Below are 22,011 nucleotides of genomic sequence, written 5' to 3'. Positions count from 1 at the left end.
GGAAATACCGCGACTCGCGCGGGTGGGGTCAGGACTCGGCCAGCTCGGCGGCGGCCAGCCAGTCCAGCTCGATCTTCTCCCGCTCGGCCACGACGGCCCTGAGCTCGGCGTCGAGCCCCAGCAGCCGCTCGGGATCGGTCGCGGCCTCCACCAGCCGCAGATGCAGCTGCTCCTCCTGGACCGCCAGCGTCTCCATCCGGCGCTCCAGCCGGGCGGCCTCCTTCTGGGCCGCTCGCTGCTGCGCGGCCGAGGCCCGCGCCGGGGTCGGCACCTGGGCGCGCGCGGCCTTCGCCACGGGCGCGTGGCCCGCCGCGGCCCGCCGCGCCAGGTACTCCTCGATCCCGCCGGGCAGATGCGTGATCTTCCCGTCCCCGAAGAGGGCGACGACGGTGTCGCACACTCGCTCGACCAGGTACCGGTCGTGGCTGACCACGACGAGCGTGCCCGGCCAGCCGTCGAGCAGGTCCTCGAGGTTGGCCAGGGTGTCGACGTCGAGGTCGTTGGTCGGCTCGTCGAGCAGCAGCACGTTGGGCTCGGCCATGAGCAGCCGGGTGAGCTGCAGCCTGCGCCGTTCGCCGCCGGAGAGCTGCCCCACCGGCGTCCACTGCCGCGACGCGGGGAAACCGAGCCGCTCCAGCACCGCGGACGCCGTCAGCTCCTGCTTGCCGAGCCGCACATACTTCGCCACCGCCTCGGTGGCCTCCAGCACCCGCTGGTCGCGCGGCACGTCGGCGAGCTCCTGGGACAGCTGCGCGAGCTGCACGGTGCTGCCCTGCACCCGCCGGCCACCGTCGACGGGGTGCACCCCGGTGAGCGAGCGCAGCAGCGTCGTCTTGCCCGAACCGTTGATCCCGACGATTCCCACCCGGTCGCCCGGCCCGAGCCGCCAGGTCACCCGGTCCAGCAGCACCCGGGAGCCGATCCGCACCGTCGCGTCCTCCAGTTCGAGGACCGTCTTGCCCAGCCGGTTCGTCGCGAACCCGAGCAGCTCCACGGTGTCGCGCGGTGGCGGGACATCGGTGATCAATGCCTCGGCGGCCTCGATCCGGAAGCGCGGCTTCGAGGTGCGCGCCGGTGCGCCGCGGCGTAGCCAGGCCAGCTCCTTGCGGGCGAGGTTGCGGCGGCGGGCCTCGGCGGCATCGGCCTGCCGGGCCCGCTCGGCGCGGGCATAGACCCAGTCGGCGTAGCCGCCGAGGTAGCTTTCCACCTGGCCGTTCGCGACCTCCCACGTCCGGGTGCAGACGGCGTCGAGAAACCAGCGGTCATGCGTCACGACCACCACGGCGCAGCGCCGCGACAGCAGATGCCGCGCGAGCCAGCCGACGCCCTCGACATCGAGGTGGTTGGTGGGCTCGTCGAGGACGACGAGGTCGGGGTCACCGACCAGCGTCGCGGCCAACGCCACCCGGCGTTTCTCCCCGCCGGAAAGGCCCTCGACGGTGCGGTCGAGCTCGGTGATGCCGAGACCGTCGAGCACCTCCCGGACGCGCGGATCGGATGCCCACTCGTGGTCGGCGTCGTAGCGCGCGAGCACGACGTCGCGGATCCGGGCGCCGGCCGGCAGCTCATCCCCCTGCACGAGGTGGGCGAGCCGCAGCCCGCCGAGCCTGCTGACCCGCCCGCTCTGCGACTCTCGGCACCCGACGAGGATGTCCAGCAGCGTGGACTTGCCGCCGCCGTTGAGCCCGACGACGCCGATCCGCTCGTCGCGGTCCACGCCGAGCGACACCTCGTCGAGCAGCACCCGTGAGGCATCGCCAGGAACATGCGCGGTCACCGCCTCGAGGTTGACCAGGTTCTGGGCCATCAGGCGTGCACCGGTGGCCACGGGCCGGACGGCGGGTCGGGCGCGTCGATCACGCGGGCGCCGGGCACCGGACCGCGCGCCACCCGCACCGTCCGGCACACCCCCGCCCCGGCCAGTTCGGCGGCCACCTCGACGGCGGCGTCGGCGTTCGCGCACAGGAAGGCGCAGCTCGGCCCGGACCCCGACACGATCCCGGCCAACGCCCCGGCGGACACCCCGGCACGCAAGGTGCGCCGCAGATCGGGCGCGAGGCTCACCGCGGCGGCCTGCAGGTCGTTGCCCAGCGACAGCGCGAGCTGCCGCGGGTCCCCACCCGCCAGCGCTTCCAGCACCGGCTCGACGGGCCGTTCGGGCGGCGACGGTCCGTCCGGCCCTGCCGCCGCGAGACGCAGCCGGTCGAGCTCGCGGTACACCGCAGGCGTGGAAAGCCCCTGCCGGTGCAGGGCGATCACCCAGTGCTGCGAATGCCGGGAGAGCACCGGGACGACACGTTCGCCGCGCCCGGTGCCCAGCGCGGTCCCCCCGTGCAGGGCGAACGTGACGTCGCTGCCGAGCTGGGCAGCCATCCTGGACAGCTCGTCGCGGGTGAGGTCGAGCTTCCACAGCGTGGACAGCCCGAGCAGCGCCCCGGCCGCGTCCGCGCTGCCACCCGCCATGCCGCCCGCCACCGGGATGCCCTTGCGCAGCGTCACCCGCACCTCCGCCGGGCGACCGACGTGCGCGGCGAGCATCGCCACGGCGCGCCAGGCCAGGTTGGTCTCGTCCTCCGGAACCTCGACGATGCCCTCACCGTGCACCTCGACACCGGGCGCATCGGAGGTCGCCACGGTGACTTCGTCGAACAGGCTCACCGCGTGGAACACCGTCACGAGCTCGTGAAAACCGTCGCTCCGCAGCGCGCCCACGGCCAGGTGCAGGTTGATCTTTCCCGGGACACGCACGGTGACCGGGGGCGGGACGGCGGTGAGCACGTACCCAACCCTACGTGCGTCGTGGGTGGGCCCGCCTCGGCCTCTGGCCCACGCCGCCCGGCGGGCCCTCGGGGGCACGGGCCGGCCGGGCCGCGGCGAGCCGCGAGAACTCGGCGATGCCGAGCCGCTCTGCCCGGGCCAGCGGGTCGATACCGGCAGCGCGCAGCGCCTGTTCGGCGGCCGCGGGTGAGCCGGCCCAGCCGGACAGCGCCGATCGCAACGCCTTGCGCCGCTGCGCGAACGCCGCATCGACGACGGCGAACACCTCCTCCCGGTGCGCGCCGGCCGGCGGTTCGCGGCGGGTGAAGGCGAGCAACCCGGAGTCGACATTGGGCACTGGCCAGAACACCGCACGCGGCACCGATCCGGCCCGGCGGGCCCGCGCGAACCAGGCCAGCTTCGCACTCGGCACCCCGTAGGCGCGGCTACCGGGTTCGGCGGCGAGCCGCTCGACGACCTCGGACTGCATCATGACCAGCCCGTGGCGCACCGCGGGCAGCTCGGTGAGCAGATGCAGCAGCACGGGGACCCCTACGTTGTAGGGCAGGTTGGCGACGATCGCGGTGGGTGCCGGGGAACCCAGGTCGGCCGCCCGCACCCGCAGCGCATCCGCGGCGGTCACCGAGAGCCGATCGGCCAGCGCCGGGGCCCGGTCGTCGACGGTGCTCGACAGCTGCCGGGCCAGCGCCGGGTCGACCTCGATCGCGTGCACCGCCGCGACAGCGGGCAGCAGCGCCAGCGTCAGCGAACCGAGGCCGGGACCGACCTCGACGACGACGTCGTTGTCGGTGAGGTCCGCGGCGCGCACGATGCGCCGCACCGTGTTCGGGTCGTGCACGAAGTTCTGCCCGAGCCGCTTGGTGGGCCGCAGGCCAAGCCCCTCGGCCAGGGATCGGACCTCGGCGGGACCCAGCAACCGCGAATCGTTCACCCGTCCATCATGTCGGTGGGGATCCAGGTCCCCGTAGGCAAGGCCGCACCGAGCGGCGCGTGCGCGCGGTCGGCACGCGAGCGAGGGAGAACGTCGCCCGCGGTGGGCTGGGCCTCACCGGGGCAGTCCTAGCTTGCGCGCGCAGGCGGGCCAGGAACCGTATCCGCCACGGCTGTCGCGGAGCTTGGTGGCCACGGCGATCTGCTCCTCCCGGCTGGCCTGGTGCGGCAGCGGGGCGTACTGGGTGCCGCCGTTGGCGCGCCAGGTCTGGGCGTCGAACTGCAGGCCGCCGTAGTAGCCGTTGCCGGTGTTGATCGCCCAGTTGCCCCCCGCCTCGCATTTGGCGAGCTGATCCCAGACCCGGCCGTCGGACACGGCGGGCGGCTGCGGCTTCTCGTCGTTGGTGCCGACCTTGACCACGCGCGGGGTCGGTGGGGTGCTCGACCCGGCCCGGACCTGCTCGCGCCGAACCTCCTGGCCATCCCGCACGTAGACCCGCATGACCGCGGTCTGCTCACCCGGTTTGCCGGGGGCGACGACGCGCCGCTGGCCGCGTGGCAGGTCCGGATCCTCGACGATCTGTTCCGGCGGCGGGATCTCCCGGACCTCGACGACTTCACCCACACCGTTGCGCACGACGTGCACCGCCATCCCGTCGGTCAGCTGGGTGTCGCCGCTGGGCACCGCGACGTCCTCCGGGCCGAGCGTGATGCCCCGTTCCACGAGCAGGCCGGCGACCGTGCCGGCCGTCGTCGTCAGCTGCTCGGGTGCGGCGGTGCCGTCGCCGAGCGTGACCGTCCGCGGAATGCTCAGCTCCAGCGCGAGGCCGGTGAGCGGGATCGTCGCCCGCGGCGACATCGACATCTGGATCGGCTCGGCGTGCACGCCGATGCCCTCGAGCGCCTCGTCGACCGAGGCCGCGGTCGTCCAGATCTGCCGCTGCCGGCCGCCCTCGACGAGGGTCAGCGTGCGGGCGCGGCGAAGAATGATCTGGTCGCCGTCGGAGAGGTCGGTGCCCAGCGCGGGCTCGACCCGGTCCCGCGCGGAGGCGGCCAGACCGGCGGCACCGAGCGCACCGGCGACGTCGTCGGCAAAGGTGTGCAGCGTGCGGTCCTCGCCGTCGACGGTGACCGTGATGGTCTTGTCCATGGCCAATGCGGTCGCGCTGCCCGCGGTGAGGGTGAGTAGCGTCGCGAGCGCCACGGCCCTGGCAAGCCTGCGGTGGCCGTCGCGGGTGGGCCGCGTCGACGGCTGCTCGACGGCGGGCTCGGGCGCGGCGGAGAACGGCTCGGTCTGCGGTTCGACCGGGAATTCGATGCGCGGCAACCGCCCGGTGGGCGTTGCGTCGTCGGGGGCGAGCGTGATCGGTTCGGGCTCGACGACGGGGATCGGGCCGGTCGCGGGATCGAGCTCGTCGGGTTCGACGACCCGTGCCCGCCGCAGCAGCGTCCGGCCCGTGTGCACAACCGGGTCCGGCGCCGGAGGCTCATCCAGCGCGGCATTGCCGTACCACTCGGCATAGGGGTCGGCGACCGCCTCCGCCACCGGATCCGGAGTTCGGACCAGCCCCAACCGGGCCCTGGCGGCCCGGCGCTGCGCGCGCGCGGATACGTCGACCACTGGCATCCAGACCTCGTCGGACCGGGCAGGGGAGGAAAACACGGTGACGGTGGCCCGAGAGCAGGATCAGGGGAGCGCCCCGAACCACCGTTCCCGCTGCTGGGGAGCGTTCCCCACCCCGGCTAGCGATCACAGAACCGTAACGGGAGGCGGAGCCGCGTCGAAGCCGCGACAGGAATGTGAGCGCTGAGTGGCTATCTCGCTACGGTGAGCGAACGTCGGTGGGGGCCAGCGTCGCCGCAGCTGCGGCGGGCGGCAGCTCGTCGAGTCCGAACACCCGCTCGGCGTTGATCCGGGTGGTCTCGGCCAGTTCCTCATCGGACACTCCGCGGAGCGCGGCCACGGCGCGCACGGTCCAGGGGAGACAGTACGGCTCGTTGGCCCGGCCGCGGTGCGGATGCGGGGTGAGGAACGGCGCGTCGGTCTCGACGAGCAGGTGGTCGTCGGGCACGAGCGCCGCAGCCTCCTGCAGCGGCTTGGCGTTGCGGAAGGTCACCGGACCGGCGAACGAGAGCACGTAACCCGCGTCGACGCATTCCCGCGCCATCGCCGCGTCGCCGGAGAAGCAGTGGAACACGACCGTCTCCGGAGCGCCTTCCTCGCGCAGGATGCGCAGCACGTCGTCGTGCGCGTCCCGGTCGTGAATCATCAGGGGCCTACCGAGCCGTTTGGCCAGATCGATATGCCGGCGGAACCAGTTCTGCTGGGCCTGCGGGGGCGAATGGTCCCAGTAGTAGTCCAGCCCGGTCTCCCCCACGGCGACCACCCGGGGGGACGCCGCGAGCCGCTCGATCTCGGCGAACTCGTCCTCGGTGACGGCCGCGGTACGTGTCGGGTGCAGCGCGACGGCGGCGGCGACCCGATCGTCCCACTGCGCGGCGCGCACGACCCACCGGGCGGCGGCGAGGTCGTCGGCGATGGTGACGACCCGGGTGACCCCGACGGCGGCGGCGCGGTCCAGCACGGCGACGACGTCGGCGGCCGTCTCGCAGCCGCAGGCGTCGAGGTGGGTGTGGGCGTCGACGGTCGGGGCGGGGAGCGGCTCCGGAGGGTCGGGACGTTCCCGCCGCCCGTGCGCACCGCTCACGCCGCCCCTCCCCGACACCGATACCGGCAAAACCGCAGGCAGGCCCCGCCTGTGAGTGCGTAACAGTGTTCTGACACTGTTACGCACTCACAGGCGGATGGGGGCCCAGTCGGGGCCCGTCTCACCGAGCTCCGGGTCGAGCTTGGTGAAGATCGGAGTCGGCTTGGCCAGCGGGCGACCCACCTCGATCGGGATCGAATCCCAGCGCGCCTGCTCGACGTCGTAGTCGCCCGTCAACACCGGATACGCCGGGCCCTCGGCGAGCTCGTCGACCTCCCGGATCTCGGGCTGCGCCGCCCACACGCCCGTTCCGCCCATCGACTCGTGCACCTGCTGCGCCGCGTGCGGGAGGAACGGCGTGAGCAGCGTGTTCGCGTCCTGCACGACCTGCAGCGCCGTGTGCAGGATCGTGTCGCGCCGATCCGGGTCGTCCGCACGCTTCCACGGCTCCTGGTCCGACAGGTACCGGTTGGCTGCGGACACCACCCGCATCGCCTCGGTCACGGCCTGCTTGAACCGGCTGCGCCCGAGCGCGTCGCCCACCGTGTCGAAGGCCGCCCGCGACACCGCCAGCAGCTGGTGGTCCGCCTCGGTGGGTGCGCTCGGCCGCGGAATCGCCCCGACGTTCTTGTGCGCCATCGAGATCGAGCGGTTGACCAGGTTGCCCCACTCGTTCGCCAGCTCGAAGTTGATCCGCCGCACGAACTCGTCCCAGGTGAAGTCCGTGTCCTGGTTCTCCGGCCCGGCGACGGAGATGAAGTAGCGCAGGGAGTCCGGGCCGAACTCACGCAGGAAGTCGCCGACGTAGATCACCGTGCCGCGGGAGGTCGAGAACTTCGACCCGCTCATCGTCAGGTACTCCGAGGACACGATCTCGCTCGGCAGGTTCAAGGTGCCGAAGACGCCGGGCTCGCCACCTCGGTCACCCGCACCGTTCTGCCCGAGCAGCAGGGCAGGCCAGATCACCGAGTGGAAGACGATGTTGTCCTTGCCCATGAAGTAGTAGCCCTCGGCCGACGGGTCGGTCCACCACTGCTTCCAGGCGTCGCGGTCCGGGCTGCGCCGGGCCCATTCGACCGACGCCGACAGGTATCCGATCACCGCGTCGAACCAGACGTAGAGCCGCTTCATCGGCTGGTCGCGCCAGCCGTCCAGGGGTACCGGTACTCCCCAGTCGAGATCGCGGGTGATGGCCCGTGGCTTGAGGTCGTTCACCAGGTTGGTGGAGAACTTCAGGACGTTGGGCCGCCAGTCCGTCCGGGTGGACAGCCACGTCCCGAGCGAATCCGCGAACGCGGGCAGGTCGAGGAAGAAATGCTCGGTCTCGACGAACTGCGGCGTCTCGCCGTTGATCTTCGACCGGGGATTGATCAGATCGGCGGGGTCGAGCTGGTTGCCGCAGTTGTCGCACTGGTCGCCCCGCGCGCCGTCGTAGCCGCAGAGGGGGCAGGTCCCCTCCACATAGCGGTCGGGCAACGTACGGCCGGTCGACGGGCTGATCGCGCCCATCGCGGTGCGCGGCGTCACGTAGCCGTTCTTGTAGAGGGCCAGGAACAGGTCCTGTACGACCTCGTAATGGACCGAGGTGGTCGTGCGGGTGAACAAGTCGTAGGAAAGGCCGAGGCCCTGCAGGTCGGTGGTGATGACCTTGTTGTACTTGTCCGCGAGCTCCCGTGGGCTCAGCCTTTCGGCGTCGGCCTGCACCTGGATCGGGGTGCCGTGCTCGTCGGTGCCGGAGACCATGAGCACCCGGTCGCCCGCCATCCGCCGGTAGCGCGAGAAGACGTCGGAGGGCACGCCGAAACCGGAGACGTGGCCGATATGCCGCGGGCCATTGGCGTAGGGCCAGGCCACGGCGGTCAGCACGTGGGAGCTCATGGCCTGCAGCCTAGGCCCCCGGCGAAAGCGAGTTTCGCCGCGTCCGACGAGGGACGATGCGAGATCGAGATCCGCGCGACTACCGTTACCCGGGTGAACGTCGAGGTTACGCCCCTTCCCGGGATCGGTGTGCGCAAGGACTTCGCGCTCCGCAACGGGCGTCGGGTCGGGGTTGTCACCCAGCGCGACGGGAAGATCCGGCTGATCGTCTCCAAGCCGGACGACCCGGACGCCTGCCTGGCCGAGCTGTACCTGACCGCCGACGAGGCGAGCGCGCTGGCGAACCTGCTCGGCGCACCGCAGCTCGTTGCCCAGCTCACCGAGGAGCACCGGGATCTGCCGGGCATCCACACCCGGCAGATCCCGGTCCGTGACGATTCGGTGTTCGACGGACGCCCGCTCGGCGACACCGGGTTGCGGACCCGCACCGGTGTCTCGGTCGTGGCCGTGATGCGCGCCGGCCAGATCCACGCCTCGCCCTCCCCGGACTTCACCCTCACCGCCGGCGACCTGCTCGTCGCCGTCGGAACCGCCGAGGGCCTGGAGCACGCCAAGAAGATCCTGCTGCACGGCTGATGGATCACCCTGCACTCGAACTGGTCGAACTCGGCGCTGTCTTCTTCTGTCTCGGCCTGCTCGGCAGGCTCGCGGGGAAGATCGGCATGTCCCCGATCCCGCTGTATCTGCTCGGTGGACTCGCCTTCGGCCGCGGCGGGTTGTTCCCGCTCGGCGACATCGACGAGTTCACCTCGCTGGCCGGCGAGGTCGGCGTCGTGCTGCTGCTGCTTCTGCTCGGCCTGGAGTACACCGCCGCCGAACTGCTCACCGGGCTGCGGCGGTCCTGGCTCGCCGGCCTGCTCGACGTCGTGCTGAACGCCGCCCCCGGCGCCGCCGTCGCGCTGATCCTCGGCTGGGGGCCGGTCGGTGCGCTGGTGATGGCCGGTGTCACCTACATCAGCTCGTCGGGGATCGTGGCCAAGGTGCTCGGCGAGCTCGGCAGGCTGGGTAACCGCGAGACCCCGGTGGTGCTGTCGATCCTCGTGTTCGAGGACCTCGTGATGGCGCTCTACCTGCCGATCCTCGCCGCGTTGCTGATCGGGGTGAGTTTTCTCGGCGGGCTCGCCGCGGTCGGCATCTCGCTCACGGTGATCACCCTGGTGCTGGTCATCGCGCTGCGCTACGGACGTTTCGTCTCCGCGATCGTGGACAGCCCGGACCGCGAGGTGTTCCTGCTCAAAGTGTTCGGCGCCGCCCTGCTCGTGGCGGGGTTCGCCTCGGCGATGCAGGTCTCGGCGGCGGTGGGCGCGTTCCTGCTCGGCATCGCGATCTCCGGCTCGACCGCGGAGAACGCCACCAAGATGCTCGAACCGCTGCGCGACCTGTTCGCGGCGGTGTTCTTCGTGGTGTTCGGGCTCAACACCGATCCGCGCACGATCCCGCCGGTGCTGCTGTATGCGGCGCTGCTCGCCGCCGTCACGGCGCTCACCAAGATCGCCACCGGCTGGTGGGCCGCCCACTGGCAGGGCATCGGGCGGCTCGGGCGGGCTCGGGCCGGCGCCGCTCTCGTGGCCCGCGGGGAGTTCTCGATCGTGATCGCCGGACTCGCGGTGAGCTACGCCGCCGTGCCCGAGGACCTCGCCGCCCTCGCCACCGCCTATGTTCTGATCATGGCGGTGCTGGGGCCGATCGCGGCCCGCTTCGTCGAACCGCTCGCCCGGAGGCTGCAGCGCACCCGCTCCGCCCAGCCCCAACCCGACAGCATCATGGCTCCATAACGCGCTGGAGGACGACTCCCCAGCCACGTTATGGCTCCATAACGTGCTCACCGGCCCGGACTCCAGCGTGTTATGGAGCCATCGTGCGGGTTACTCCCGAGCCGCGAGCGCGGCCGCGTAGAGCTCGCGCTTGCGCACGCCCGCGGCCTCCGCGACCGTGGCCACGGCGTCCTTGAGCCGCTCGCCGTCGGCCACCCGCTCCTCGACGGCACCCACCAGCGACTCGACGCTCGGCCGGTCGGCAGGTCCCGCCCCCGCCAGCACCACGGTGATCTCGCCGCGGACCGGCCCCTCGGCCGCCCATTCGGCCAGCGAAGCCAGCGAGCCGCGCAGCACCTCCTCGTGCTTCTTGGTCAGCTCGCGACACACCGCCGCCGCCCGGGAGCCGCCCAGCACCTCGGCCGCCTCCGCCAGGGTCTCGCCCAGCCGGTGCGGGGACTCGAAGAACACCACCGCGCGCGGCTCGGGCACCAGCGTGACGAGCCAGCGCCGCCGCTCACCGGCCCGGCGGGGCGCGAAGCCCTCGAAGCAGAACCGCTCGCCCGGCAGCCCGGACAGCACCAGCGCCGTCGTCACCGCCGACGGCCCCGGCAGACAGGTCACGGGTAACCCGGCGGCCGCTGCGGCCGCGACGATCCGGTAGCCGGGGTCGGACACCGCGGGCATTCCGGCGTCGGTCACGACCAGCACCTGACGTCCGGCGCGGACGTCAGCGAGCAGGCCGGGCAGCCGGGTCTCCTCGACGGCGTCGTAGTGGCTGAGCACCCGGCCGGTGACGGTGACGCCCAGCGCGGCGGCGAGCGCCCGCAGCCGCCGGGTGTCCTCGGCCGCGATCACGTCGGCCTCGGCGAGCGCGTCGCGCAGCCGCATCGAGGCATCGCGGGCGTCACCCAGCGGCGTCGCCGCGAGCACCAGCCTGCCGATCGCAGATTCGCCCGTCATACCGCGAGCCTACGATCGACCGTCGTGGGGCATCGCACGGTCGTGGGCACGGCCAGCAGACCGGTGGACATCGACGACGCTCCGGTCATCGGCGCCGAACCACTCGGCACCCGCCCCCCGGTCCGGCCGGCCCCGCCGGTGGCCGACACCGTGACCGGACCGCCCGCGCCGACCGACCGGCTGCGCGGCTGGGTCGTGGCCATCGGGCTGACCCTGCTCGGCGGGGTGTTGCGCTTCGCCGGGCTGGGCTACCCGACGGACGGCGGCACGCCGGTCTTCGACGAGAAGCACTACGTGCCGCAGGCGTGGCAGATGCTGCGCAACGGCGGGGTCGAGGACAACCCGGGATACGAGCTCGTCGTCCATCCACCGCTGGGCAAGCAGCTGATCGCGCTCGGCGAGCTCGTCTTCGGCTACGACGGCGTCGGCTGGCGCGCCGCGGCGGCGCTGGCCGGGACCCTGTGCATCCTGCTGGTCGTCCGCATCACCCGCAGGCTGACTCGCTCGACGCTGCTGGGCGGCATCGCCGGGGTACTGCTCATCTGTGACGGGCTCAGCCACGTGCAGTCGCGGATGGGCATGCTCGACATCTTCTCCGCGCTGTTCGTGCTGGCCGCGTTCGCCACCATGGTCCGCGACCGCGACGACGTCCGGGAACGGATGGCCCTCGTGATCGCCGAGGGCCGGATCGGCGACACCCCCTACGGTCCCAGGCTGGGCGTGCGCTGGTGGCGGCTCGCGACCGGGGTGATCCTCGGGCTCGGCTGCGCGGTCAAGTGGTCGGGCGTGTACTGGCTCGTGGCCTTCGCCCTGCTCATGCTCGTCTGGGACGCCACGGCCCGGCGCGCGGCCGGGGTCGCGCGGCCGTGGGCCGGGACGCTGCGCCGCGACGTGGCCCCGGCGCTCTGGGCGCTCGCGGCGGTGCCGGTGCTGGCCTATCTCACCGCCTGGTGGGCCTGGTTCGGCAGCGAGACCGCGATCGACCGGCACGCCGTGGGCAGCGCGGTCGGCACCGGCGGGCCGTGGTCGTTCCTCCCGGACGCGCTGCGTTCGCTCTGGTACTACAGCGGCCGGGTGCTGGCCTTCCACGAGGGCCTCAACACCCCGCCCGGCAGCCCGCACCCATGGGAGTCGAAACCGTGGACGTGGCCGATGGGGCTGCGCCCGATGCTCTACTACTACACCTCGGGCGAGAACGTCACCGGCTGCGGTTCGACGGACTGCGTGAGCGCGGTGATGCTCATCGGCAGCCCGGCGCTGTGGTGGCCTGCGCTCGTGGTGCTGGCCTGGGGACTGTGGCAGATCGTCACCCGGTTCGACTGGCGCTATGCGGCGGTCCTGGTCGGCTATGCCGCCGGCGTGCTGCCGTGGTTCGTCAACGTCGATCGCCAGATGTACTTCTTCTATATGACGCCGGTGGCGCCGTTTCTGGTGATGGCCACCGTGCTGGTGATGGGCGAGGTCCTCGGCCGGGCCGGGATGGCGCGGGAGCGCAGGCAGACCGGGCTGTTCGTGGTGGCCCTGTGGGTGGGGCTGGTGGTGGCCAACTTCGCCTGGTTGTGGCCGATTCTCAATGGCCTGCCGATCACTCAGGACGAGTGGCAGGCCCAGCTCTGGCTGCCGTCCTGGCGTTGATCAATGCTCCGCGGGGAGGGTGAACAGCCCGCCCCGTTTGACGGTCCCGACGATCAGCGCCGACTCCACCGCCGCGACCTTGGCCAGCCACGGGGCGGCAGTGAGGAAGTCGTGCAGGGCGTCGACGCCGGGCGCCGCGACCTCGACGACGAGCTGGCGGTCGCCGGACACGCAGCTCGCGTAGCGCACCCACGGCTCCCGGCGCAGCCCGGCGGCCACGGCATCGACGTCGTGGGGGGCGCAGCGCACCGACACAACCGCCCGCACGTCGAAGCCGAACCGGGCGGGGTCGACGATCGCGCGGACCAGCAGCCTGCCCTCCCGGCGCAGCCGCTCCACCCGCCGGTGCACGGCGGTGGTCGACAGACCGGTGACCGCGGCCAGTTCCGCCGCGCTGCGCCGGGCGTCGCGGGCCAGCGCCACGAGCAGCATCCGGTCGAGCCGGTTGGACTGCTTGACCTCGCCGAACGGCGCGTACTGCGGCGGCGGGTCGAAGTCGCTGAGCGCCTCGCGCTCCTCGGCGCTGAGCAGCCCCGGCTGCCACTGCACCGAGGTCCGCACGTAACGCAGCACCGTCCAGGGGTGGACCTCGACCAGCCCGGGCAGCCGCGGCAGCTCGTCGGCGAGCAGGCCGGACAGCCGCGACGGCGCGCAGTCGATCTCGGCGAGGCAGCTGAGCGGGCCGGCGAGCACGTGGGCGTAGCGCGTGTCGCTCCGGTTGGCCAGCGCCAGCGCGGCGAGCCGCTCCTGGCCGGGTGTGCAGCGCAGCGCGACGATCGTGCCCGCGGTGGGCGCGGGCAGCCCGGTGACCCGGACAGTCCCGGCCGCGAGCAGGGCCTGTCCCCGGTGGGCGACGACGCCCTCGGGCTCGCCGAGTACCTGTGCGATCCGCGCCCACGAGGCCCGGCCGTCGATCTGCAGCGCGCCGACGATCCGGCGGTCGAGGGCATCGAGGGCGCCGGTCAACCTGCCACCCCCGTTCCTCTGTACCGGACGATCCGCCCTCATGATCGTTCATGATCACGGCGGCGCGCCGACCCCGCCCGAGCGGCCCGCGTCAGCTCGCCGGGACGAACTCCTCGGGCGCCGGTCGGGCGGGGTCGGCGCGCCGAGCCCGCTCGGCCACCACACACGGCGGCCGAGGTCTTCGGCGATCCCGGGGACCAGCAGGGTGCGTACCACGAGCGTGTCCAGCAGCACACCGAAGGCGACGATGAAGGCGATCTGGGCCAGGAACAGGATCGGGAGCACACCGAGGGCAGCAAACGTCGCCGCCAGCACGACCCCGGCGCTGGTGATCACACCCCCGGTCGAGACCAGCGCAGTGGCGATACCCCGGGTGGGCCCCACCCGCAGGGCTTCCTCCCTGGCCCGGGACATCAGGAAGATCGAGTAGTCGACACCGAGCGCCACCAGGAACACGAAGGCGAACAGCGGCACCGCCGGGTCGGCGCCCGGGAAGTCGAAGAGATGATTGAACACCAGCGCCGAGACACCCAGCGCGCTTCCGAAGGACAACACCGTTGCGGCCACCAGGACCAGCGGCGCCACGATCGACCGCAGCAGCGCCATGAGGATGAGCAGCACGGACAGCAGAATGCTCGGGATGATCACCCGCAGGTCCCGGTCGGAGGTGTCGGCGGTGTCCACCTGCTCAGCGGTCGTCCCACCCACCAGCACCGTGCCGTCGAGGTCCATCCCGTGCACCACCTCGCGGACCTGCCGGACCGTCGACTTCGCCTCGGCGCTGTCGGACGCCGCCGCCAGGGTGGCCCGCAGCTGAACGTTGCCGTCGACGACCTTCGCCGGCCCGCCGGGCTCGCCGTGGACGACGGGTCGTCCGGTGATGCCGGGCACGTCGGCGATCGCGGCGCCGACCCGGTCGGCCGCCCGTTCCGGGACGATCACGACGACCGGGCTGCCGGTGCCGCCGGGGTAGTGCTCCTCGAGCGCCGCCTGACCCGCCACCGAGTCCGCGCCACCGAGGAACACGTCGGTCTGCTTGGTGCCCGAGGCCTTGAACGTCGGCAGTCCGGCGCACATCGCCAGCAGGGCGATCGCGGTGACGACCCAGACCCGCCGTGGATGCCGTCCGACCATCGCGGCCACCGCACCCCACACCCGGTGGTGTCTGGCCTCGCGTTCGGCCCGGGCGTCGGCGTCCTCGCCGCCGGCCCCGATATCGGTACCGGCCACCTCGACCCGCGGGCGACGGGGCCAGAACATCCACCGGCCGGTGGCGAGCATGGCGGGAAGCAGGGTCAGCGACCCGACGAACGCCGCACCGATGCCGATGGCCCCGATCGGTCCGAGGGAGCTGTTGGAGTTCAGGTCCGACAGCAGCAGGCAGAGCAGCCCGGCGATCACCGTTCCGGCGCTGGCCGCGATCGGTGCCAGGCACGCCCGCCAGGCCCGCCGGATGGCCGTCACAGCGTCCTCGGTGCCGGTCAGCTCCTCCCGATAGCGGGCCGTGAGCAGCAGGCCATAGTCCGTGGCGGCGCCGATCACGAGGATGAACAGGATTCCCTGGCTCTGGCCGCTGAGGGTGATGCTGCCGGCGTCGGCCAGCAGGTATACCAGCCAACCCGCCAGGGCCAGGCAGCACACCGAGGAGGACAGCACCATCAGGGGCAGCACCAGGGCTCGGTAGACGAGCAGCAGGATCACCAGCACCACGCCGAGCGCCACCAGCAACAGCAGGCCGTCGATGCCGGTGAACGCCTCGACGAGGTCGGCGGCCAGACCTGCCGGGCCTGCCACGTGGGACGAGCCGCCCGCGTCCGCCGTCGCGGCCGCTCCACGCAGCGCGTCGACGATCGCCGGGAGCACCGACTCCCCCGCCTCGGTCATCGCGGTGACCTTGGCGAGGTCGAGGTTCACCACCAGCAGAGTCGCCCTGCCGTCCTCGGATCCGACCGGGATCACCGGGCCGGCGAGGTAGTCGCCGACGACGGCGGTGGCCCCGCTGTCGCCGGTGAAGCCGACCGAAGGGACCCTCGCGGCGAACTCCGACCAGTTCCTCAGCTGCTCCGGCGACGCGACCTGCGGAGCGGAGAACACCACGAAAGCCGGCAGCGCATTGCCGGAGTCGAACTGCGCGGCCACCTCGGCGGCCCGCACGGACTCCGCGCCGGTGGGCAGGTAGGAGGCCGCGTCGTTGGTCTGGACGGAGGAGAGTTGACCGATCTTCTGGCCGCCGATCCCGGCGACGGCCACCCACAGACCGATCACCAACACCAGCACGGCTCCGATTCCGAACCGTGTGCGCACGACGCTCTCCCGTCCCGGATGGCATGGTCTCGGGCGCCATCGTCGCAGGGCCCGATCAGGAGATCTGCATGACCACGGCCTTCGGCTCGGTGAAGAACTCGCGGGAGAAGTTGCCGCCATCCCGGCCGACGCCGGAGTCGCCGAGGCCACCGGTGAGGATCTTCCCGCCGTCGGCCTCGACGCCGTCGAGGTAGCCCCGCACCTTCCGGTGGTGCTCCTGGGAGGCCAGCGGGCCGAGCTCGGTGGGCGGGTCCTTCGGGTCGCCGATCCGCATGGCCTCGGCCGCGGCGACGAACCGGGCCAGGAACTCGTCGTAGACCTCCCGCTGCACGAACAGCCGCGATCCCGCCAGGCACACCTGCCCGGCGTTGGTGAAGATCGCGCGGATCGACCAGTCGACCGCGTTGTCCAGGGCGGCGGCGGCGAACACCAGGTTGGCACCCTTGCCGCCGAGCTCCAGTGACACCGGGGTGAGGTTCGCCGAGGCGGCGCGGGAGATCACCCTGCCGGTGCCCGACTCGCCGGTGAACGTGATCCGGTCGACGCCTGCGTGCTCGGTGAGCGCCTGGCCCGCCGAGTCGGGGCCATAGCCGTGCACCACGTTGAGCACGCCCGCCGGCATGCCGGCCTCGAGCGCGAGCCGGGCCAGCAGGGTCGCTGAAACCGGCGTGTCCTCCGCGGGCTTGAGCACCACCGTGTTACCCAGGCCAGCGCCGGGGCGATCTTCCAGGTCTCGAGCATCAGCGGGAAGTTCCACGGGGCGATCGCCGCGGCGACCCCGGCCGGCTCGAACCGGGTGTAGGCGTGGTGCCCGGTGTCCATATCGGCTTGCCCATGTCGCAGGTGTCCGCGATCGCCAGTTCGTCGGCGTGCTCGATCATCAGGTCGGCGAGCCAGTGCAGGATCGCGCCGCGCTCGGCGAACCCATCCGCGGCCACGGTCCCTCGTCGAACGCCTGCCGGGCGGCCGCCACCGCCCGGTCCGCGTCGGCCTGCCCACCCAGCGCCACCTGCGCCCACGGCTCGCGGGTCCACGGGTCCACGCTGTCGAACCGGCGACCGTCGGCGGCCTCGGTCTCGGCCCCGTCGATCACGTGCCCGATGAACTCCATCAGCCTTGCCTTTCTTCGTCCTGGCCAGCCCGGCGTTCGGCGATCGTCACGTCGCCGGCGGCAAAGTGGGACGTGGGCACCTCGCGGACAACGACCCGGATGCTCTCCAGGGGAGCGGCCACGGAGCGTTCGACCGCCTTGGTCAGCTCACTGATCAGCGCCCGTATCTGCTCCGGGGTGCGCCCCTCGACAAGGGTCACCTCCACCAACGGCATGTCGTCCTCCCGAGGTCAGGGTGCCAGACCACGCTACGGGCATCCGGGTCACGGGGGCGGGTTCGTTCCCCATCGCGGAACGGACCCGCACCGGCGGGGTGCCGAGCACCGTGGGTATGGCCGCACGGCACGCATACCGCGGTGTCCCCGCCGAGCAGGCGGGACACGGTGGACAGCGGGGTCCGGCCGGACAGCTTGTCGGCCGTCACCCACGCGCATTCCGCGTTGGCCACGAGCGCCGCATCGTGGGTTCTCCCGAGCAGCCAGGTCTTACCGATACCGGCCGGGTCGGTGACGACGAACGCGGCGGGCTCCGAGCCGCGCAACGCCGCAATCACCTCATGGGTCAGTGCCGCGACGATCTGCTCCCGAACGCCTGTCACGGCCGTCATGACGTGACGATATGGCAGCGTTCCCCTGGGTTTCAGCACACGAAAGGGCTACCTCCGGGTGGGCCGCAGCAGGATCATCGCCAGGATGGCCGTCACGAGGAGGAGGACGGCGGTCGCGGTGGCGGCGACGTGGATTCCGGTGACGAATGCCTCGTGTGCCGAGCGAACCAGGTCGGCCCCGACGCCCGGGTCGAGCCGTTCTGCGGTGGCGATCGCACCGCCGAGCGTTTCGCGTGCCGCCTGCGCATCGCCGTCAGCGAGCGCCGCGGTATCGAGCCGGCCGCGGAACACCGCCATCAGCACGCTGCCCAGCACCGCGACCCCTGCGGCTCCGCCGAGTTCATAGGACGTCTCCGAGACGGCGGAGGCGGCACCGGCACGCTCGGGCTCCACTGCCTCGACGACCATTGCCGAGGTGAGTGTCAGCGCCACCCCGGCGCCCAACCCGATCAGCGTGAAGGCTGCGGCGTACAGGACGGCCCTGCCGTCCGTGGAGAGGCCGACCATCGACACCGCGCCGAGTGCGGTCGCCATGAGCGGCACCCCCAGCGCGAGCCGCACCCCCCACCAGCGCGCCAGCGGCGCCGCGAGCAACGATCCCACGACGCTCGCCAGCGTGCCGGGAAGCATCAGCAGCCCGGTGGGCAGCGGCCGGTAGCCCAGTACCAACTGAATGAACTGGGAGCCGAAGAAAAGTACCCCGGCCAGGGCGAATACCGACAGCGCGTTGGCCACGATCGCTGTGGAGAAGGACGGCACCCGGAACAACCGCACGTCGATCAGTGGATCGTCCAAGGTGCGCTGCCGCCGGACGAACACCCAGCCCGCGACAACCCCCAGCACTCCGAGAACGGCCAGCCGCCAGGATGGTCCATCCGTGGTCAATTCCTTGATGGCGTACACCACCGCCAGTACGGCCGGAATCGACAGCCCGGCGCTGACCAGGTCGAACCGGCCCGGCTGCGGATCCCGGGACTCGGGAATCACCTGCGGCGCGGTCGCCAGCAGCAGCAGCATGATCGGGACGTTGACCAGGAAGACCGAGCCCCACCAGAAGTACTCGAGGAGCCAACCGCCGAGCACCGGCCCGACGGCGGCACCACCACCCCACATCGCGCCCCAGATCCCGATGGCGGTCATGCGCTGCCGGGTGTCACAGAACATCGACCGGATCGAGGCCAGGGTCGCCGGCATCAGTGTCGCCCCCGCCACGCCCTGCAGCACCCGGGCGGCGATCAGCATGCCGGGGCCGGTCGAGAATGCCGCCAGTACCGAGGCCGCCCCGAAACCGGCGGCGCCGAGCAGCAGCAACCGGCGGCGGCCGATCCGGTCCCCGAGGGTGCCCATGGTCACCAGCAGCCCGGCGAGCACGAACGAGTAGACGTCGATGATCCACAGCAGCTGGCTGCTGGTGGGGCGCAGGGATTCGCTGATGAACGGCACCGCGACGTCGAGCACCGTCGCATCCACCGCGATGAGCAACACGGCCATGGCCAGCACGCCCAAACCGGCCCACTCGCGGACACCAGCGCGGGCCGGCGAGGTACGTGTGGGGGTGGTGTCCCGGGTCATTCCCCTTACCCTCCTCCACTACCGACCGTCCGGACGGTCCTTGCCCACTATGCCCGACCGTCCGGACGGTACAGTGGGAGTATGAGTGAGATCTCCACCCGCGACCGCATCCTCGACGCGCTGGAGCAGTTGCTGGCCGACGTCGGTACGGCGCAGATCTCGCTGGAGAGCGTCGCCGCGCGAGCAGGGGTGTCGAAGGGCGGTCTGCTACACCACTTCCGGAGCAAGGAGGCTCTGCTCGCCGCCCTGGTACGCCGGTTCGGGGAACGGGCGGATGCCCAGCTCGCCGACGCCATGGTCGGCGGGACCAGCGTCGCGGACTTCTATCTACAGGCCTACGACGACTCCGACGAGGAGAGCTTTGCCTTGTTCCGTTCTGCGATCGCGGCGCTGCGCTCGGCCGACGGCCGGCACACCGAGGTGCAGCATGCCCTGATCGAGGTGATGCGGTCCTGGGACGAGGGTCTGCGCAGGGAGATCGCAGACCCGGTGCAGGCGGAGATCGTGCGTCTCGTCGGCGACGGGCTGTTCCTCGCCGCGCTGCTCGGTCTCCCGCAACCGGAGCCCGAACTGCACCGCCAGGTCACCGAGCGACTGCTCGGCGAGGGTCGGCGGGAAGCCCGTGAACGCAGCACGTGATCGTGAGGGTGACAACGCCGCCGCCCTTATCGCCTCACGCAGAGCCTTTGTTCCCCGGGCTCACACAGCTTGTGCACATCGGCATCTGGCGGGAGGTTGTCCGCAGCGGCGGAGGCTCGGAGAGCCAGTACATGTCAACACGCGCCTTACTCCAACCTCCGGCACCGTTTCCGATGTCGGGTGTCCGAGTAAGACGCGTGGAGTGGAGCTGAGGGGAATCGAACCCCTGACCTTCTCGATGCGAACGAGACGCGCTACCAACTGCGCTACAGCCCCAGACCGCCGTCCCAGGCGGACCAGAGGCACCCTACCAGCCGACTATTCGCCCGCTGCACGCCGGTAGGCGGGACGGGCCGGCGTGCCCAGCTCGCTCAGCTCGAGTTCCTCCTCGTCCACCTCGACCAGCGTCGTTCCCGCGGGCAACGGGGGCGGCGGGGCCGGCTCCAGACGAGGCAGCGCGGACTCGGGCTCGGCCTCGTCCTCGTCTTCTGCCGGACGCACCGTGCGGCATTTGGCAGGCAGCACCCCCAGTGGCTCACCGGTGCCTTTGACCCGCTCCGGATCGTCGTCGTCGGCGGTGAGGTCGCCGTCATCCTGGCCGGCCTCGTCGTCGAGTTCACCGACGTCATCGGCCTCCTCGACCTCATCGACCTCGCCGGGATCTCCCGCCGGGGGCAGGTCGGCATCGCCGAGGGCGGCATCGCGTCCGCGGCGGGCCCACTCGTCCAGCTCGGGGTCCTCGGCGGCGGGCGGACGGCGGGTGCCGGCCATCCGCGCGGCGCGCCGCTCCCGGATCGCCTCCTCCAGGCGTACCTGCCTGCGCAGGTAGACGAGGTAACCGACGAGCCCCAGGTCGATCGCGACGTGCAGCCACCACATCCCCGGGGTCGTGAGGAGGGCGAGGAGCGCGGTGATCACCATGGCGGCGAGGAGCGCGAGCACGACGCGCTGCCGGACCACGTGGCGCGCCCTGGCGGCCAGCGCGGCCGCCTCCGGGTCGAACCCACCGCGACCCGGCCGGTACCGGGGCTGCGGCCGTTCCCAGGGAGCGTCGTCGGCTCCGGCCGGCACGTGCTCCTCGGCACGGGCCTCTGCCGTCCGTGCAGCCGGAACCTGCACCTCCGGCTCGGCATCCTCGCTCCGGATCGCCGCGGACCGCGACTGTTCCGCCTGTTCCACCTGCCCCACCTCCTGGATCCGGCGCCGCTGGTTCGGCCGCTCGAGCACCCGGCCGGAGAGCGCGGCGGCGCTCGGCCGCGCGACCTCCTGCTGGCGCCGGGCGACCGCAGGAACGAGGAGCAGCAACCAGATCGCCACCAGGCCCGCGAAGATCAACGAGCTCGGCACGGCTGCTCCTTCCCCCGTACGGCGCAGTCGGGCACGGTCCTGGTCTCCCCAGCCAAGATCGCGCCGCCTGTCCAAGGTAGTCAGCCAGGCCCGGGGATGCCCGAAGCGACGCGCCGTGTCGGGGTAGTTCGTTCGTGTTCGCCGCCGCGAGCGGTCAGCCGCGCTCCGCGCGGCCGCGCGCCACCAGCTGCGCGGCCAGGCCTCCCGCGGGAAGCTCCTCGACGGTCAGGGCGTAGCAGAGGTGGTCCCGCCACGCCCCGTCGACGTCCAGGTACCGGGTGAACAGACCCTCCCGGCGGAACCCGAGTTTCTCCAGCACCCGCATGCTGGCCCCGTTCTCCGGCCGGACGGTCGCCTCGATGCGATGCAGCCCCACCGCGGTGAAGCAGTGGTCGAGGACCAGGGCGACCGCGGCGGTCGTCACCCCGGCCCCGTTGATCCGGGAGTCGCACCAGTAGCCGACGTAGGCCGAGAGCAGCGGTTCGCGCACGACGTTGCCGACCAGCACGTGTCCGGCCAGCCTGCCGTCGACGGTGATCGCGAACGGCAGCGCGGCCCCGCGACGAGCAGCCGAGCGCAGCATCGCCCACCGTCCGGGCCATTCGGCGACGGAGTGCCGCTGTGCCCAGGTGCCCGGCGCGCTGGGCTCCCACGGCGCGAGGTGGTACTCGTCCCGGATCCTGATCTTCGACCAGGCCGCGCCGTCGAGCAGCCGCACCGGCCGCAGCTCGACGCGGCCGACGATCACGCGCAGCGCCCCGAGCCGCGCGGGCCATCCGGGGCGACGGCCGCCCCGCGCGGGATAGGCGTGGGCCATCT

The 22,011-nt window shown here is 72.1% G+C and carries 19 protein-coding genes, 1 tRNA gene and 1 pseudogene; 4 read left to right on the top strand and 17 right to left on the bottom strand.

Annotated features, from left to right (window positions below):
* Positions 1–28: 28 nt before the first annotated feature.
* From G567_RS0117975 to metG, 6 genes are all read right to left on the bottom strand, one after another.
* Positions 29–1,807 carry an ABC-F family ATP-binding cassette domain-containing protein gene (locus G567_RS0117975; protein ID WP_028931069.1) on the bottom strand — a complete coding sequence of 593 codons (1,779 nt, stop codon included), beginning with the start codon at positions 1,805–1,807 and terminating at the stop codon, positions 29–31.
* The gene (locus tag G567_RS0117970) at positions 1,807–2,778 is read right to left on the bottom strand and encodes a 4-(cytidine 5'-diphospho)-2-C-methyl-D-erythritol kinase (RefSeq protein WP_028931068.1); all 972 of its coding nucleotides are present in this window, start codon (positions 2,776–2,778) and stop codon (positions 1,807–1,809) included. Before G567_RS0117970 ends, G567_RS0117975 begins: the two co-directional genes overlap by 1 nt.
* A 10-nt stretch (positions 2,779–2,788) precedes the next feature.
* Positions 2,789–3,709, bottom strand: coding sequence for a 16S rRNA (adenine(1518)-N(6)/adenine(1519)-N(6))-dimethyltransferase RsmA (rsmA, locus tag G567_RS29695; protein WP_186814215.1), 921 nt, complete (start codon positions 3,707–3,709; stop codon positions 2,789–2,791).
* Between the two features lie 114 nt (positions 3,710–3,823).
* Entirely contained in the window at positions 3,824–5,335 is a 1,512-nt protein-coding gene (locus G567_RS36690) for a resuscitation-promoting factor (RefSeq protein ID WP_147201099.1), read from the bottom strand.
* Positions 5,336–5,531: 196 nt separating this feature from the next.
* Positions 5,532–6,416 carry a TatD family hydrolase gene (locus G567_RS29685; RefSeq protein WP_037057608.1) on the bottom strand — a complete coding sequence of 295 codons (885 nt, stop codon included), beginning with the start codon at positions 6,414–6,416 and terminating at the stop codon, positions 5,532–5,534.
* A gap of 87 nt (positions 6,417–6,503) precedes the next feature.
* Complete coding sequence (metG, locus tag G567_RS0117950) at positions 6,504–8,294, bottom strand: methionine--tRNA ligase (protein WP_028931067.1); 1,791 nt, start codon at positions 8,292–8,294, stop codon at positions 6,504–6,506.
* A gap of 93 nt (positions 8,295–8,387) precedes the next feature.
* Here metG and G567_RS0117945 point away from each other — a divergent pair, with 93 nt between their 5' ends.
* On the top strand, positions 8,388–8,870 hold the full coding sequence (locus tag G567_RS0117945; protein ID WP_028931066.1) for a cation:proton antiporter regulatory subunit: 483 nt from the start codon (positions 8,388–8,390) through the stop codon (positions 8,868–8,870).
* A complete protein-coding gene (locus tag G567_RS0117940; RefSeq protein WP_028931065.1) occupies positions 8,870–10,069 on the top strand; it encodes a cation:proton antiporter in 1,200 nt (399 codons plus the stop codon). Before G567_RS0117945 ends, G567_RS0117940 begins: the two co-directional genes overlap by 1 nt.
* 90 nt (positions 10,070–10,159) lie before the next feature.
* Here G567_RS0117940 and rsmI read toward each other — a convergent pair whose 3' ends face one another.
* On the bottom strand, positions 10,160–11,011 hold the full coding sequence (rsmI, locus tag G567_RS0117935; RefSeq protein WP_028931064.1) for a 16S rRNA (cytidine(1402)-2'-O)-methyltransferase: 852 nt from the start codon (positions 11,009–11,011) through the stop codon (positions 10,160–10,162).
* 63 nt (positions 11,012–11,074) lie between these two features.
* On the opposite strand from rsmI, the gene G567_RS0117930 reads away from it, so the two are divergent.
* A complete protein-coding gene (locus tag G567_RS0117930; protein ID WP_084796232.1) occupies positions 11,075–12,646 on the top strand; it encodes a dolichyl-phosphate-mannose--protein mannosyltransferase in 1,572 nt (523 codons plus the stop codon).
* On the opposite strand, the gene G567_RS0117925 is transcribed toward G567_RS0117930, so the two are convergent.
* The 7 genes and pseudogenes from G567_RS0117925 to G567_RS0117900 all read right to left on the bottom strand — a co-directional run bounded on the left by G567_RS0117925 (position 12,647) and on the right by G567_RS0117900 (position 19,206).
* Complete coding sequence (locus G567_RS0117925) at positions 12,647–13,612, bottom strand: Lrp/AsnC family transcriptional regulator (protein WP_028931062.1); 966 nt, start codon at positions 13,610–13,612, stop codon at positions 12,647–12,649. It lies immediately after the preceding gene.
* Between the two features lie 54 nt (positions 13,613–13,666).
* A complete protein-coding gene (locus G567_RS29680) occupies positions 13,667–15,916 on the bottom strand; it encodes an MMPL family transporter (protein WP_051233251.1) in 2,250 nt (749 codons plus the stop codon).
* A 55-nt stretch (positions 15,917–15,971) separates the two neighbouring features.
* Positions 15,972–16,738: pseudogene (locus G567_RS29675) on the bottom strand (aldehyde dehydrogenase family protein).
* Positions 16,739–16,796: 58 nt separating this feature from the next.
* Entirely contained in the window at positions 16,797–17,027 is a 231-nt protein-coding gene (locus G567_RS36290) for an aldehyde dehydrogenase family protein (RefSeq protein ID WP_245585692.1), read from the bottom strand.
* A complete protein-coding gene (locus G567_RS0117910) occupies positions 17,027–17,242 on the bottom strand; it encodes a 2-hydroxymuconate tautomerase (RefSeq protein WP_028931061.1) in 216 nt (71 codons plus the stop codon). The genes G567_RS36290 and G567_RS0117910 overlap by 1 nt, the downstream gene beginning before the upstream one ends.
* Positions 17,224–17,634, bottom strand: coding sequence for a hypothetical protein (locus tag G567_RS0117905; protein WP_028931060.1), 411 nt, complete (start codon positions 17,632–17,634; stop codon positions 17,224–17,226). Before G567_RS0117905 ends, G567_RS0117910 begins: the two co-directional genes overlap by 19 nt.
* A gap of 48 nt (positions 17,635–17,682) precedes the next feature.
* Positions 17,683–19,206 carry an MFS transporter gene (locus G567_RS0117900; RefSeq protein WP_028931059.1) on the bottom strand — a complete coding sequence of 508 codons (1,524 nt, stop codon included), beginning with the start codon at positions 19,204–19,206 and terminating at the stop codon, positions 17,683–17,685.
* 81 nt (positions 19,207–19,287) lie between these two features.
* Between G567_RS0117900 and G567_RS0117895 the strand changes: the two genes are divergently transcribed.
* On the top strand, positions 19,288–19,845 hold the full coding sequence (locus G567_RS0117895) for a TetR/AcrR family transcriptional regulator (RefSeq protein WP_028931058.1): 558 nt from the start codon (positions 19,288–19,290) through the stop codon (positions 19,843–19,845).
* A 203-nt stretch (positions 19,846–20,048) separates the two neighbouring features.
* Here the strand turns inward: G567_RS0117895 and G567_RS0117890 are convergent.
* From G567_RS0117890 to G567_RS0117880, 3 genes are all read right to left on the bottom strand, one after another.
* Positions 20,049–20,121 (bottom strand) — tRNA-Ala (locus G567_RS0117890).
* Between the two features lie 42 nt (positions 20,122–20,163).
* Complete coding sequence (locus tag G567_RS29670) at positions 20,164–21,192, bottom strand: gephyrin-like molybdotransferase receptor GlpR (RefSeq protein WP_051233250.1); 1,029 nt, start codon at positions 21,190–21,192, stop codon at positions 20,164–20,166.
* A 154-nt stretch (positions 21,193–21,346) separates the two neighbouring features.
* Complete coding sequence (locus G567_RS0117880) at positions 21,347–22,009, bottom strand: GNAT family N-acetyltransferase (protein WP_028931057.1); 663 nt, start codon at positions 22,007–22,009, stop codon at positions 21,347–21,349.
* Positions 22,010–22,011 lie beyond the last annotated feature (2 nt).

The organism is Pseudonocardia asaccharolytica DSM 44247 = NBRC 16224 (assembly GCF_000423625.1).
GTDB lineage: Bacteria > Actinomycetota > Actinomycetes > Mycobacteriales > Pseudonocardiaceae > Pseudonocardia > Pseudonocardia asaccharolytica.
Note: the sequence above shows the minus strand (reverse complement) of the source record. Positions and strands in the feature narration are given on the sequence as shown.